Source organism: Desulfuromonas sp. DDH964 (assembly GCF_001611275.1).
Taxonomy (GTDB): Bacteria; Desulfobacterota; Desulfuromonadia; order Desulfuromonadales; family DDH964; genus DDH964.
In genome coordinates, this window is sequence record NZ_CP015080.1 from 725,497 (window position 1) to 739,832 (window position 14,336).

The 14,336-nt window shown below is 61.4% G+C and carries 9 protein-coding genes and 2 tRNA genes; all 11 read left to right on the forward strand.

The features are described 5' to 3' along the window. Positions 1-43: 43 nt before the first annotated feature. A complete protein-coding gene (serA, locus tag DBW_RS03360; protein WP_066724195.1) occupies positions 44-1,627 on the forward strand; it encodes a phosphoglycerate dehydrogenase in 1,584 nt (527 codons plus the stop codon). 50 nt (positions 1,628-1,677) lie between these two features. After that, on the forward strand, positions 1,678-2,964 hold the full coding sequence (locus DBW_RS03365; RefSeq protein ID WP_066724205.1) for an ATP phosphoribosyltransferase regulatory subunit: 1,287 nt from the start codon (positions 1,678-1,680) through the stop codon (positions 2,962-2,964). Positions 2,965-2,987: 23 nt separating this feature from the next. Further along, the gene (locus DBW_RS03370; protein ID WP_066724208.1) at positions 2,988-4,283 is read left to right on the forward strand and encodes an adenylosuccinate synthase; all 1,296 of its coding nucleotides are present in this window, start codon (positions 2,988-2,990) and stop codon (positions 4,281-4,283) included. A 69-nt stretch (positions 4,284-4,352) separates the two neighbouring features. Beyond that, a tRNA-Lys gene (locus DBW_RS03375) sits at positions 4,353-4,428 on the forward strand. A gap of 54 nt (positions 4,429-4,482) precedes the next feature. After that, positions 4,483-4,560: transfer RNA gene (locus tag DBW_RS03380), tRNA-Glu, on the forward strand. A gap of 502 nt (positions 4,561-5,062) precedes the next feature. Further along, positions 5,063-5,662 carry a hypothetical protein gene (locus DBW_RS03385; protein WP_197463719.1) on the forward strand — a complete coding sequence of 200 codons (600 nt, stop codon included), beginning with the start codon at positions 5,063-5,065 and terminating at the stop codon, positions 5,660-5,662. A gap of 513 nt (positions 5,663-6,175) precedes the next feature. After that, entirely contained in the window at positions 6,176-7,249 is a 1,074-nt protein-coding gene (locus DBW_RS03395; RefSeq protein WP_066724216.1) for an HlyD family secretion protein, read from the forward strand. Positions 7,250-7,302: 53 nt separating this feature from the next. Continuing rightward, on the forward strand, positions 7,303-10,035 hold the full coding sequence (gene rbbA, locus DBW_RS03400) for a ribosome-associated ATPase/putative transporter RbbA (RefSeq protein WP_269465518.1): 2,733 nt from the start codon (positions 7,303-7,305) through the stop codon (positions 10,033-10,035). A gap of 2 nt (positions 10,036-10,037) precedes the next feature. Then, positions 10,038-11,159 carry an ABC transporter permease gene (locus DBW_RS03405; RefSeq protein ID WP_066724228.1) on the forward strand — a complete coding sequence of 374 codons (1,122 nt, stop codon included), beginning with the start codon at positions 10,038-10,040 and terminating at the stop codon, positions 11,157-11,159. A gap of 551 nt (positions 11,160-11,710) precedes the next feature. Continuing rightward, positions 11,711-12,175, forward strand: coding sequence for a MarR family winged helix-turn-helix transcriptional regulator (locus tag DBW_RS03410; protein ID WP_066724231.1), 465 nt, complete (start codon positions 11,711-11,713; stop codon positions 12,173-12,175). After that, positions 12,172-14,196, forward strand: coding sequence for an FUSC family protein (locus tag DBW_RS03415; protein WP_082820158.1), 2,025 nt, complete (start codon positions 12,172-12,174; stop codon positions 14,194-14,196). Before DBW_RS03410 ends, DBW_RS03415 begins: the two co-directional genes overlap by 4 nt. Positions 14,197-14,336 lie beyond the last annotated feature (140 nt).

The following is a 14,336-nucleotide window of genomic DNA, read 5'->3' on the forward strand; positions in this document are numbered from 1 at the left end:
TGGCCCGGTAAATCAGGGCCTTTCCGAGTTTTACAGGGGCCCGATGAAGGTACTTGTTTCCGACAGATTCTCCCCCGAAGGGCTCGCGGTCTTTGAACAGGCCGCCGGCATTGAACTCGCCTATCATCCTGGAATCTCCGCTGCCGAACTCCTCGCCGAGGTCGCCGACGCCGATGCCCTGGTCGTCCGGGGTGGCACCCACGTGACGGCCGAGGTCTTTGAAGCCGCCGCCCGGCTGAAGGTCGTTGGCCGGGCTGGGATCGGCATCGAAAATATGGATCTTGCCGCCGCCAACCGCAAGGGGGTGGTGGTGATGAACACGCCCTTCGGCAGTACCACCACCACCGCCGAGCATACCATCGCCATGCTCATGTCGCTGGCGCGACAAATTCCCGAGGCGAGCCGTTCGACCAAGTCCGGTCGCTGGGAAAAAGACCGTTTCCTGGGGGTTGAAATCTGTGGCAAAACCCTCGGCGTGCTTGGCGCCGGCAAGATCGGCCGCCTGGTGGTGGAGCGGGCGCTCGGCCTGAAGATGCGGGTCATCGTTCACGATCCCTATCTGGCCGAGGAGATGATTCGCCAGACCGGCGGTGAGCCGGTCGGCTTCAACGAATTGCTGGAACGCTCCGATTTCATCACCCTCCATATCCCCCTCAACTCCGAGACCGAAGGCCTGCTCGGCGAGGAGGCGCTGGCCCGGGTCAAACCCGAATGCCGGATCATCAATTGCGCCATGGGCGGCCTTGTTGATGAGGGCGCCCTCTACCGCGCTCTGGTGTCGGGCCGGATCGCCGGCGCCGCCCTCGATGTCTTTGCCAAGGAGCCGCCGGAACAGGACAACCCCTTGTGGACCCTGGATCAGGTGATCTGCACCCCGCATCTGCGTGCCGCAACCGTCGATGCGCAGGTCAATGTTACGGTCCAGGTGGCCCGCCAGATCGTCGATTTTCTCCAGCATGGGGAGATCGTCAATGCGCTCAATGTTCCCTCGGTCAGCAGTGAGCTGCTGGCGCAGATTCGCCCCTGGGTCGACCTCGCCGAGCGGCTTGGCACCTTTCTGGCCCAACTCTGCGGGCGCGGTCTGCAGACCGTGTCGATCGAGTATGCCGGCTCCGTCACCGACCATCCGACCGGGCCCTTGACCATGGCCCTGCTCAAGGGGCTGTTGACCCCGGGCAGCGGCGCCATGGTCAACTACATCAACGCGCCGCATATCGCCCAGGAGCGGGGCATCCGGGTCGTCGAGGCGCGCAGCAATGCCACCGAGGGGTTTTCCAATATTATCCGGGTCGCCGTTTCCGGGTTGGACGGCGAACATTCCGTCTGTGGGGCCGTCTTCGGCGAGAACGACTTTCGAATCGTCCGGGTCGACGACTACCATGTCGAAGCGGTTCCGGAAGGATACATCCTGGTCCTGCACAATGACGATCGCCCCGGGGTCATCGGTTTCATTGGCCAGGTCCTGGCCGGCGCCAATGTCAACATTGCGATGATGAATCTCTCCCGGCGCAAGATCAAGGGGCGGGCGATTTCCCTGATCAATATCGACAGCCCGATCCCCGATGCGGTGCTGAAGGAACTGCAGGGAAACCAGCACATCCTCTCCGCGGTCCAGGTCGAAATCTGAGCGAGGAGCCGGGTTTCCTCCCGGCCTGTCGCCTGTAACCGGATATTTTCATGACTGTTACCGATAAGCCTCCCGAGGTGATGCTCCCCAAGGGGGTCAAAGATTTTCTGCCGGTCAAGGCGGCCAGGATTGCCTACCTGCGGCAGACCCTGTCCGACCTTTTCAAGCGCTGGGGCTTCCGGCCGATCATCCCGGCCTCCCTGGAGTTTCTCCATGTCCTGGAGCGGGGTCTCGGCGCCGGCCTGCGCGAGAAGGCCTTTCGCTTTGACGATCGCCAAGGGGGGCGGCTGGTCGCCTTTTCCCCCGACATCACCCCGCAGATTGCCCGCATTGTCGCCACCCGCATGCACGAGATGCCGCTGCCGCTGCGCCTCTGCTACAGCGGGCAGGTGCTGCGTCATACCGAGCAGCAGGCCGGCAAGGATCGCGAGATTTTCCAGGCCGGGGTCGAACTGATCGGGCTGGCCAGTCCCGAGGCCGATGCCGAAATGATCGCCATGGCCGTTGAATCGCTGCAGGCCTTAGGCGCCAGCGAGTTCACCATCGATGTCGGCCAGGTCGAGTTCTTCCGCGGGGTCATGGCCGATTTGACGCTCGCCCCCGAGCTGGTCCGGGAGGTGCAGAGCGCCATCGCCCGCAAGGACAGCTCGACCCTGCAGCAGTTGCTGCACGATGCCCCGCTCTCCGACCGTGCCCGCGAGGAAGTGCTCGCCCTGCCGCGCCTTTTCGGTGGCCGCGATGTCCTCGACCGTGCCGCCGCGGTGGTCAGCAACGACCGCTCCCGGCGGGCTCTCGACAACCTGGCGCGCATCCTGGAGATCCTTGCCGTCTATGGCGTCGAAGAGCATGTCACCCTCGATCTCGGCGAGCTGCGCGGGCTCGACTACCATACCGGTGTGACCTTCCAGGGCTACCTCACCGGATTCGGGCGCGCGGTCTGCAGCGGCGGGCGCTACGACAACCTGACCGCCCGCTACGGCTACCCGGCGCCGGCCACCGGCTTCACCTTCAACCTGCTCAACCTCCTCTTCGCCCTCGACCGCGAGCTCGACGCTGTCGCCCGCCAGGCCACCGACGTGCTGATTTTCCAGTCCGGGGTCGACAAGGAGCAGGCGCAGCGCATCGCCAAAACCCTGCGGGGTCGGGGCCTGTCCGTAGCCCGCGACATCATCCCGCGCGCCCTCGAGGCGACTCTCGACTATGCGCTGCTGATGAACTATCGTTATGTCCTGGTCCTCGGCCCGCCCGACGCGGACCTGGAACTCATCCGGCTCGCCGACAACCATCGGCAACGCCTGACCGCGGCCCAGGTGCTGGCCGCGGACTTTTCGCTGTAACTGCTCAGGAGACGAAACCCAACATGGCCACTGTAGTAATCGTAGGCGCCCAATGGGGCGATGAAGGCAAAGGCAAGGTTGTCGATATCTACACCGAATACGCCCAGGATGTGGCGCGCTACCAGGGCGGCAACAATGCCGGCCACACCCTGGTGGTCGGGAACGAGAAGACCGTTCTCCACCTGATCCCTTCCGGGATTCTCCACGAGGGGAAGCGTTGCATCATCGGCAACGGCGTGGTGCTCGACCCCAAGGTTTTCCTGCAGGAGATCGACAACCTCAAGGCCAAGGGGTACCTCAAGGACGACAGCCAGCTGGTGGTGGACGGCAACGTCCACATCATCATGCCCTGGCACAAGGCGATCGATATCGCCCGCGAGAAGGCGGCAACCGGCGCCCGCAAGATCGGCACCACCGGGCGTGGTATCGGGCCGACCTACGAGGACAAGATCGGCCGCCGCGGCATCCGCCTCAGTGACCTGGTGCGGCCGGAGATCTTTGCCCGCAAGGTGGAGGAGTTTCTCCCGGAGAAGAACTTCTTCCTCGAAAAATTCCTCGGCGAAGCGCCCCTCGACGCCCAGGAGATCGTTGCCGAGTACGCTGCCTACGCGCAGCGCCTCGTTCGCTATCTCGGCTGCGCCTCGACCCTGCTCAATGAGAATATCGCCGCCGGCCACAATATTCTCTTCGAGGGGGCCCAGGGGAGCCTGCTCGATGTCGACCACGGCACCTACCCCTACGTCACCTCCTCTTCGACCCTGGCCGGTGGCGCCTGCACCGGCACCGGCGTCGGCCCGCGCTTCATCGATGCCGTGATCGGCATTTCCAAGGCCTACGTCACCCGGGTCGGCGAAGGGCCCTTCCCGACCGAACTCAACGACGCCATGGGCGAGCAGCTGCGCCGCACCGGCCAGGAGTTCGGCGCCACCACCGGGCGTCCGCGCCGCACCGGCTGGTTCGACGCGGTGGCGCTGCGCGAAGCGGTCCGCACCAACGGCATGACCGGTCTGGCGATCACCAAGATGGACGTCCTCAACGAGCTGGAGACGATCCGTATCTGCACCGCCTATGACTGTGACGGCAAGCGCCTCGAAACCTTCCCGCGCGATGCTGAGGTGCTCAGCCGCTGTACCCCCATTTACGAAGACGTCCCCGGCTGGCAGAGCGACCTCTCCGGGGCGAAGAGTTTCGCCGAACTGCCGGCGAAGGCGCAGGCCTACCTGCGCAAGCTCGAAGCGGTCACCGGCTGCCCGGTGGTGCTGGTCTCCATCGGCCCGCGCCGTGACGAGACCATCCAGCTGCTCAATCCTTTCGGCTGATCCGCAGCACGAAAAAAGCAAAAAAGGGTTGACGCAGCGGAAGGATTTCTGTATAAAGTCATTCCTTGTGAGCCGGTAGCTCAGTTGGTAGAGCATCTGACTTTTAATCAGATGGTCGTGGGTTCGATCCCCCCCCGGCTCACCATTTTACAAAAGCGTCCTAGCAGGTTCATTTCCTGCTGGGGACTTGAGATATCAGGTCCCTATCGTCTAGCCTGGCCCAGGACACCGGCCTTTCACGCCGGCGACGGGGGTTCGAATCCCCCTGGGGACGCCAAAAGTTGATCACAGAAGCCCTACCGTAAACCACGGCGGGGCTTCTGTGTTTTTGGGATCGAGGTTGGCTTTAGGTTGGTTCGGGAGACCCTCCAAGGCACGCTCTTATGCTCAAAGTCGGTGCCTCTTCCTGGTCGACAACGTTCCGTATCTGAGTACCGATTTCCCGACGAGCTAGGGTAGGGCAAGGTGTTGAACGTTGGGGGGGAGGGGGCCTAGGGGGGATACTGTCGTGGCGGCGCCAAGAGGGCCCTTCCGCAGGCTAGTCGACCTTGGCTGGGGATAGGTCACCTCGCCCGGTTAGTCCCTCTCCAGGAGACGCTAAGAGCCCCCATGTGAGGTTGGCTGAGCCTCCCTGCTCCTTCTTTCGAGAGGAAGGCTGCACGGCGCACTCTCTGCCAAAAGCCGAGAAGCGGCTGGCCTCTTTTGGTGGGACTGCCGGTCCGGCACAGGGGGGTCTGGCGAATGTTCCTGCAACCGACTTTCTGCAGGCGATCGCTCTGTTGAATACCACGGAACTACGCCTTGCTGCAATGAAGTATAAACCTGGGAAAGAAAGTGAGTGGCCGGCGGTAAGGGCAACGCGCCAATCATTGCTGGATCTTCCCCTTGCGGCGTACAAAAAATACCGGGATGTGGTGCGTCTCGGCTTCGAACGCTCAGCCAAATCCCTCCGCCAGCAGCAGGTCCATCGCGTTAATGATCTCCCTTATCAGTCGCAACTCGTCCCACTGGCAGCCATCTTTGCCGATATCGGTGAGAAGGCCGAGCACACCACGAATAATGAGAAGATCGCCCGCTGGTACTGGTGTGGAGTTTTCGGCGAATTGTACGGTTCAGCCGCCGAGACGCGCTTTGCCAAGGACATCATGGAGGTTCCCGCCTGGCTCGACGGCAGCCCTGAACCAGTCACCGTTTTGGACGGGGTGTTGCTTGCCGATCGTCTCCTGACCATGCGCTCTCGACTCTCCGCCGCGTACAAGGGGTTTCATGTGTTGCTGATGCGAGAAGGTGCCCGCGACTTCCGGAGCGGGCAGACCTACGATCAAACTGTCTTCTTCGCAAAAGATCCCCGCTCCGAAACTTTACGCCAACGATTTTGAAGGTTTCTTTAAAGAACACCAGTACAGGCTGCTGGAACTGGTGACTAAAATCACCGGGCATGCTTCCCCGGTTGTTGCCGAATCACCTGACGAAGGCGAAGACCTTCCTTCCTCCATCGCCCATGACAGCGAGCTTGAAGTTGTTGAGGTTGATTGACCTATGAAATGGATTGCCCCTGGGGCATGCGTTGATAGCTAGAAACGATACATGCCTCGTCCCCCCCGCCTCGACATCCCAAATCTTCTGCACCACATGATCATCCGTGGCATCGAACGCTGCGACCATCGAAAGTCAGACGCCTTGCCGAGCTCGAATAGATTGGTATGCTTTAAAAAAAGTACACCATGAAACCATACAGAATGACACTGTACATTCTCACTGTACTGATTGCCCCGTAATAATTGCCTACAGTGAACTGGTCAAGGAACCTCCCCCGGGTTGGCCGATAAACTTGATTTATCTGCTTTCCAAATATTGAGTCATGTGAAGGGCTGAAGGCGAGGAGGAGCACCATGAACGAACAATTGAAAAAATGGATGGTTGGAGTTGCCGGGGTGCTGTTTCTAGCTGTCGTAGGCACTATTGTCTGGCAAAAATTTGGCACAAACGATAGGAATGACGGCTTGGTCAGCGGCAACGGCCGCATTGAGGCGGTTGAGATAGACGTAGCGGCAAAGTCAGCCGGCCGGGTGAAGGATATTCTGGTCCGTGAAGGGGAGTTCGTCACGGCCGGACAGGTGGTGGCCACGATGGACACCGAGACCATGGAAGCCCAGCTGCGCCAGGCAGAGGCGCAACTGCAGCAGGCGCACAGTTCGGTTGCTACAGCCCAGAGTCAGCTGGCCCAGCGAGAGAGTGAAAAGGGGGCGGCTTTGGCGGTGGTTGGGCAGCGGCAGGCCGAGCGCGTCAAGGCCCGGCAGCACTCGACCCGCTCAGCGGAACTGGTCAAAGTAGGAGCGATAGCAAAACAGAACGCCGATGACGATTACGCCCAGCTTCAGAGCAGTGAAGCGGCAGTGAACTCGGCCCGCGCCCAGGTCTCCGCTGCCGAGGCAGCGGTCATGGCAGTGCGCACCCAGATTGCCGGGGCTCAATCGACAGTCAAGGCGGCCAGGGCCAACGTCGAGCGCATCCAGGCGGACATTAATGACAGTTCCCTTGTATCTCCCCGTGATGGCCGTGTGCAGTACAGGGTGGCGCAACCCGGCGAGGTAGTCGGCGCCGGCGGCAAGGTGCTAAGCCTGGTTGATCTGAGCGATGTTTACATGACCTTTTTCCTTCCGACGGCTGCGGCCGGTAAAGTGGCGCTCGGCACGGAGGTACGGCTGGTGCTGGATGCCGCCCCGGAGTATGTCATACCGTCACAGGTGTCGTTCATTTCCGATGTGGCCCAGTTTACCCCCAAAACCGTGGAGACGGCCAGCGAGCGGGAGAAATTGATGTTCCGCATCCGGTCGCAGGTCCCGGTGGAACTCCTCAAAAAAAACATCACCAAAGTCAAGACCGGCCTGCCTGGCATGGCCTATGTACGGCTGGATGCCGCTAAGCCGTGGCCGGACCATCTGCAGGTCAAGCTGCCGCAATGAGCGGACCCGCACACATAGACGAGTACGCACCACCAGCGCCGCCCGTAGTCAGGATGGAAGAAGTCTTTCTGCGCTACGGCAAGACCCTGGCCCTGGGCGGCATCAATCTGGAGCTGCCCTCCGGCTGCATGGTCGGTGTCATCGGTCCCGACGGTGTGGGCAAATCCAGTCTATTCTCGCTGATTGCCGGCTCGCGGGCGATCCAGACCGGACAGGTTGAGGTGCTGGGGGGCGACATGGCTGACAAGCGCCATCGTCAGGCGGTCTGCCCACGGGTTGCCTACATGCCCCAAGGGCTCGGCAAAAACCTCTACCCGACCCTCTCGGTTTTCGAGAATGTGGATTTTTTCGCTCGATTGTTCGGACACGGGCGTCGGGAACGTGAACGCCGCATCGCTGAACTGTTGCAAGCCACCGGCCTGAGCGCCTTTGCCGACCGGCCGGCCGGCAAACTCTCCGGCGGCATGAAGCAGAAACTGGGGCTGTGCTGCGCGCTGATTCACGATCCCGACCTGCTGATCCTGGATGAACCCACCACCGGGGTCGACCCCCTGTCGCGGCGACAGTTCTGGGAGCTGATCGACCGCATCCGTGCCCGACAGCCCGGCATGAGCGTACTGGTGGCCACCGCCTACATGGAGGAGGCCGCCCGATTCGACTGGCTGGTGGCCATGAATGCCGGAGGGATTCTGGCCACCGGCACACCGCGGGAGCTGCTTACCCAGACCGGCGCCTCCTCGTTGGAAGAGGCGTTCATCGCCCTGCTGCCCCAGTCGCAACGGGACGACTACCGGCCGGTCATCATTCCTCCCCGCGGAACGGACACCACCGGCGAGACTGCTATCGAGGCCCACGATCTGACCATGCGCTTTGGCGATTTCACCGCCGTTGATCATGTAAGCTTCCGCATCGGACGGGGTGAAATCTTCGGTTTCCTGGGCTCGAACGGCTGCGGCAAGACCACCACCATGAAAATGCTGACCGGCCTGCTGCCGGCCAGTGAAGGAGAGGCCTGGCTGTTCGGCCGTCCGGTGGACCCCCACGATATCGACACCCGGCGGCGGGTCGGCTACATGACCCAATCCTTTTCCCTGTACAGCGAGCTGACAGTGCGGCAGAACCTGGTGCTGCATGCCCGGCTGTTCAGGATGCCGGAAGAGCGGATCAACGGGCGGGTGCAGGAAATGGCCCAACGCTTCGGCCTGGACGAGGTGATGGACAGTATGCCCAACGCCCTGCCGCTCGGTCAGAGGCAGCGTCTCTCCCTGGCGGTGGCCATGGTCCACGGACCGGAGATGCTGATCCTCGATGAGCCCACCTCGGGGGTCGACCCGGTTGCGCGGGATGCCTTCTGGCAGATCATGGTCGACCTGGCCCGCCGGGACAAGGTGACCATCTTCATCTCCACCCATTTCATGAACGAGGCCGAGCGCTGCGACCGGATCTCGCTGATGCACGCGGGCCGGGTGCTGGTCAGCGACTCGCCGGCGGCGCTGATCGAAAAGCGCGGGGCAGGCACACTGGAGGAGGCGTTCATCAGCTACCTCGAAGAGGCGGCCGATGAGACAGTCGAGATTCCTGCAACGGCGACCGGCGAGACCGCAACCGTTGCCGTGCCACCCGGGGAACAAAACTCGACCCCGGCTGCAGAGGGTGGGTTCTTCAGCCTTCGCCGCATGTTCAGCTACAACCGGCGCGAAGCACTGGAACTGTGCCGCGACCCGATCCGCCTGACCCTGGCCATGCTGGGGAGCGTGATCCTGATGTTCGTCATTGGCTACGGCATCAGCATGGATGTTGAGGACCTTACTTTTGCGGTGCTCGACCGGGACCGGACCGCCATCAGCCGTGACTATGCCTTCAATCTCGCCGGATCGCGCTACTTCATCGAACGACCTCCGATCACAGACTACGCCGAGTTGGACCAACGCATGCGTGCCGGCGAAATCAGTCTGGCGATCGAGATCCCCCCCGGTTTTGCCCGCGACCTGAAACGGGGCATGCCGGTTGCCATCGGCGCCTGGATTGACGGCGCCATGCCCACCCGCGCCGAGACCGTGCGCGGCTATGTGCAGGGAATGCATGCCCAGTGGTTGGCGACTCTGGCGCGGCATACCCTGGGTGCCTCAGCGACAACGGGAGCTTCCACCATAGAGACGCGCTTTCGCTACAATCCCGACGTCAAGAGTCTGCCGGCCATGGTGCCGGCCGTGATTCCGCTGCTACTGATGATGATCCCGGCCATGTTAAGTGCGCTGTCGGTAGTGCGGGAAAAAGAGCTGGGATCCATCGTCAATCTCTACGTCACCCCGGTGACCCGGCTGGAGTTCCTGCTTGGCAAACAGCTGCCCTATGTTGCCCTGGCGATGCTCAACTTTCTGCTTCTCACCGCGCTGGCCGTTTTCGTTTTCGGGGTGCCCCTCAAGGGAAGCTTCCTGGCCTTGGCGAGTGCGGCATTGCTGTATGTTATTACTGCCACTGCCTTCGGGTTAGTGATCTCGACCTTCATGCACAGCCAGATCGCCGCCCTGTTCGGTACCGCCGTCCTGACCCTCCTGCCGGCGGTTCAGTTTTCCGGCATGCTCGATCCGGTCTCCTCGCTGGAAGGTGCTGGCGCCGCTATTGGCCGGGTATACCCAACCACCTACTTTCTGATCATCGCTCGAGGGACCTTTTCCAAGGGGCTCAATTTCCAGGATCTCCACGCCTCATTTATTCCATTGCTGCTGGCTGTACCCCTGTTGACCGCCCTGGGCGTCGCCCTGCTCAAGAAACAGGATCACTGACCATGCGCGCCGTCAACATTTTCCATCTCGGCATCAAAGAGCTGCGCAGCCTGCTGCGTGACCCGATGATGATTGTCCTGATCGTCTATGCCTTCAGTGTCTCGATCTACACTGCCGCGACAGCCATGCCCGATACCCTGCACAAGGCACCCATCGCCATTGTCGACGAAGACCGCTCCCAACTCTCCACGCGGATAGTCGACGCCTTTTACCCGCCGTACTTCACCACGCCGGTACTGATCACGCAGGACGAGATGGATGCCAGGATGGATGCCGGCTTGGACACCTTTGCCCTCGACATCCCCCCCGGTTTCCAACGTGACGTGCTGGCCGGACGCAGTCCGGCCATCCAACTCAATGTAGATGCCACCCGGATGAGCCAGGCTTTCACCGGCAACAGCTACATCCATTCCATTATCGGTAGCGAAGTGATCACTTTTCTGCAGGGATACCGACCAAACACAACGCCAGCGGTGGACCTGGCCCTGCGGGCTCGTTTCAACCCCGAATTGAACAAATCGTGGTTCGGGGGGGTCATGGAGCTGATCAGCACCATCACCATGCTTTCCATCGTCCTGACTGGCGCCGCGCTGCTCCGTGAACGCGAGCATGGCACAGTGGAGCACCTGCTGGTGATGCCGGTCACTCCCTTCGAGATCATGGCTGCCAAGGTCTGGGCCATGGCTCTGGTGGTCCTCGCAGCTTCGACCTGTTCACTATTCATTGTTGTCAAGGGAGCGCTGGCGATCCCGATCGTAGGCTCCAGCCCTCTCTTTCTGGCCGGCGCGGCGCTGCAGCTCTTCGCCACCACGTCGCTCGGCATCTTTCTCGGCACTATTGCGCGCTCGATGCCCCAGTTTGGTCTGCTGCTGATGTTGGTCCTGCTGCCGCTACAGATCCTTTCCGGTGCCGTCACCCCTCGCGAAAGCATGCCCGAATTCGTTCAGTTTGTCATGATGGCGGCGCCAAACACACATTTCGTCAAGCTTGCCCAGGCCATCCTGTACCGTGGTGCCGGATTTGAGGTCGTCTGGCCACAATTCGTCGCCCTGGCACTGATCGGTTCGATACTATTTGCCCTATCCCTGGCACGTTTCCGAAAAACAATCAGCACGATGGCATGATGACAATGAGCTGCATTAGGTTTGGGATTAAGGATTTTAGCAGTAGAGATTTATTGAAAAATATCAACTTAGGCCGGCTAAGCGTGAGCACCGAGGGACATCCTATTTACTTTCCCATCGATTCCGCCCCCCCCGGTGTCGGCTAGAAACGATACATGCCTCGTTCCCCCCGCCTCGACATCCCAAGTCTTCTGCCCCACGTGATCATCCGTGGCATCGAACGTTGCGACCGTCGAAAGTCAGACGCCTTGCCGAGATCTGGGGGATCGTCTGCTATGTCGCTGTGCGAGAGCTGGGGTACAAAGGGATTGAGGTCGGACGGTTTCTAAGTCTGGGCTCGACAGGAGTCACGCTTGCGGCGCGCCGGGGTGAGCAGGCTGTTCGCAGGTCACCGGAGTTGATGGAGTATCTGAAAGGTGAAAAGAAAAATAGATAGGAGCGTCCCCCATTGTCCCTAGATAGGAGCGTCCCCCCTTGTCCCCTGATAGGAGCGTCCCCCCTTGCCCTGAAAAAGATTGCATCCGAAATAGTTAGCATGCTATCTATTTCGGATGCATAAACCTGCCTCAAAAATTAATCGCGATAATCTTCTCTTCCATCTTGCCCTCCTGACCCGGCAGTGGCGACAGGTTCTGGACACGGAGATTCAGGCCTCCGGTCTGACCGGTGCCACCTGGCGCCCACTTTTGCATCTCAGCCGTCTTGGGGACGGGACAAGGCAGAAAGAGTTGGCCGCGTCCCTTGGTATCGAGGGCCCTTCCATTGTCCGAATCCTCGATACCCTCCTCGCGAAGGGGCTGATTCTCCGGACCGAAGATGTGAGCGATCGGCGCGCCAAGCTGCTTTTCTTAACGCCTGCGGGACAATTGCTCGTCGAGCAGGTCCAGGCAACCGTGATGTCTCTGGAGCATGAACTTCTCGGCGCGTTCAGTGACCAGGAAGTTTCCCTGCTGGGTAAATTGGTTGAACGTCTGGAATTTTGCGTCAGCGCTGCACGAAGGCCAGGCAAGCAATGATCCAGCACAAATCCCGCTTCCACATCGCCGTGCCATGGCCAACGATCGCCCTCGTTCTCCGTAACACCGCCGCCGCGCTTGCGGCGCTTATGGCAGCCATGTTCCTGCAGCTGGAGAACCCCTATTGGGCGGCGATGACGGCGCTCATCGTCATCCAACCCACCCGCGGGCTGTTGTTCGAGAAGAGCTTTTACCGCCTGGTCGGGACGGCCATCGGGGCTGTGGCTGGCCTGCTGCTGCTGCGGCAGACCGAATCACCGCTGGTGCTCACCATCGCCTTGGCGCTGTGGATTGCCGGCTGCGTCGGCATCGGCAACCTGCTCTACGGCCTGCGCTCCTACGCCTGCATGATGGCGGGGTTCACCTCTGTCGTCATCGCCATGAGCGGCTACCATCATTCATCCCATCTCTACGGTATCGCTTTGGGCCGCATCGCCGATGTCTTCATCGGAATTATCGTTGCGACGGCCGGAACCGTATTTTTTACCCCGCGCCAACCGCGGGATGAACTGGGGAGCCGGCTGCGGCAGGTGGCGGGAAAGTCGGTGGCCTGGCTGGCGTTGCTGCTGCGGCAGCGGCGAACGGGGCAACTGGTGTCGCTGGAACAGGGAATTCTCATTGAAATCGCTGAGATCGAGCACCAGCTGGATGTCGTCGGTGCCGGCTCGCTTCGTTTCAAGAACCAAAAACGCCAGATCCGCAGTCTCATGGCGGCCCAACTCGCCCTGCTCGCGGTAGGCCGTTTGGCTGCTGAGTCGCTTGCCAGGCACCCTGATGTGGCTCATCAACAGGCCTATTGGCGGGATCTGCTGGCCTGTCACCTGGATGAGGTCGCCGGCAAACTGGCCAGCGCCACGCGGGTGAATTGTCTTGCCGCAATGACGGCAGCAGCAGCGGAAGCTAAAGCCCATCTTCCGCTGCTGGGAGCGACCCTGGAGGAAATCGTCACCTCCCTGCAACGGGTGCTTACCCATTCTGGCAGCATGACGGTCCTTGCTGAGGAGCGACCGCTGCCAGGGCTCGTTCGCCAGCAGGACCGGCGCGAGGCCTGCCGTGCTGCCATCCGTGCCGCCCTGGCCATTCTCGCGGTCGGGATCACCTGGTCGGCCACGGGGTGGACGCAAGGGCCGCTGATGCTGATGGCAATGTCGATCATGCTCAGCATCTTTTCCAGCAAGGAACACCCGGTTGCCTTCGTGGGGCAGATTTTCATCGGCGCGGCCATCGGATCGGCAACGGCCGTTTTCTGCCGTCTTATCCTGCTGCCGGGGATCAACGATCCGCTGCTGGCCGGCGCCCTTCTCGCCCCCTTCCTGCTGCTCGGCGTTTTAGCCATGTCCCAGCGACGAACAGCTATATCCGCCACCGATGCCACACTGTTTTTCCTCTTCGTTTCGCAACCGGGGGTCGCGATGGACGTTGTGCCGCAGGACCTTGTCCTTGCTGCCATCGCCATGGTGATGGGGGTGGGGGGCGCCTGGCTTGCCTACCGCTTCCTGGTGCCAGTCAGCCCGGCAACCCGCATGCGCTCGCTGTTGGACGCCATTGCACGCGACATCGAAGCCCTGCTTCCGGCGGTTGCTCCGGCCGCGCAGGAAAGACTGCAGGCTCGGGTGCAGCACCGGGTGCTCCGCCTGGTGGCCATGGCCAGGCAATATGATAAAGACCATCTCAGGATGGTGGAAGGCGGGCTGGCGTCCCTCGCCATCTGCAGATGCATCCAGCGCCTGCAGGAGGGGCAAAAGGGCGAAAGCCGCGCCCCTTCTGCCGCCAGTCTCATCGAAGATACCCTGCACTCGTTGGCCCTTTTCGTCCGCAGTCCGCAAGGTGTTTTGCCCTTTCCGGCCGCAGTGTCCAACGCCTGCCACGGGGGTGTGGAAGCGGTTTTTGATCGGGAGCGCGCGCCCGAGCTGACCGTTGCCGATGCGCTGCGCGACGCTGGTTGCCTGATCCGCGGGAATGTTGCTTTTTTGCGGGCCGGAGCCGGCCACACCCTTCCTGAGATTCATGGGGTTCGATGAGCAGTTCCCGCGGGAAAAGGAAAGACGGGACGCCACTGCCGTAACTTTGAAGCGCAGGTGCCACCGGCCGGGCGGTCGCGGCGTCCACGTCCTGTTTGTGCGGTTTTTTATTCCAAGGAAGGGCTGCCGTCGAGGGAGAT

Excerpts from the sequence above, each read along its gene's own strand:
- DBW_RS03370 (WP_066724208.1), top strand. The coding sequence starts at position 2,988 with ATGGCCACTGTAGTAATCGTAGGCGCCCAATGGGGCGATGAAGGCAAA.
- DBW_RS03405 (WP_066724228.1), top strand. The coding sequence starts at position 10,038 with ATGCGCGCCGTCAACATTTTCCATCTCGGCATCAAAGAGCTGCGCAGC.
- serA (WP_066724195.1), top strand. The coding sequence starts at position 44 with ATGAAGGTACTTGTTTCCGACAGATTCTCCCCCGAAGGGCTCGCGGTC.
- DBW_RS03415 (WP_082820158.1), top strand. The coding sequence starts at position 12,172 with ATGATCCAGCACAAATCCCGCTTCCACATCGCCGTGCCATGGCCAACG.
- DBW_RS03365 (WP_066724205.1), top strand. The coding sequence starts at position 1,678 with ATGACTGTTACCGATAAGCCTCCCGAGGTGATGCTCCCCAAGGGGGTC.
- DBW_RS03410 (WP_066724231.1), top strand. The coding sequence starts at position 11,711 with ATGCATAAACCTGCCTCAAAAATTAATCGCGATAATCTTCTCTTCCAT.
- rbbA (WP_269465518.1), top strand. The coding sequence starts at position 7,303 with ATGGAAGAAGTCTTTCTGCGCTACGGCAAGACCCTGGCCCTGGGCGGC.
- DBW_RS03395 (WP_066724216.1), top strand. The coding sequence starts at position 6,176 with ATGAACGAACAATTGAAAAAATGGATGGTTGGAGTTGCCGGGGTGCTG.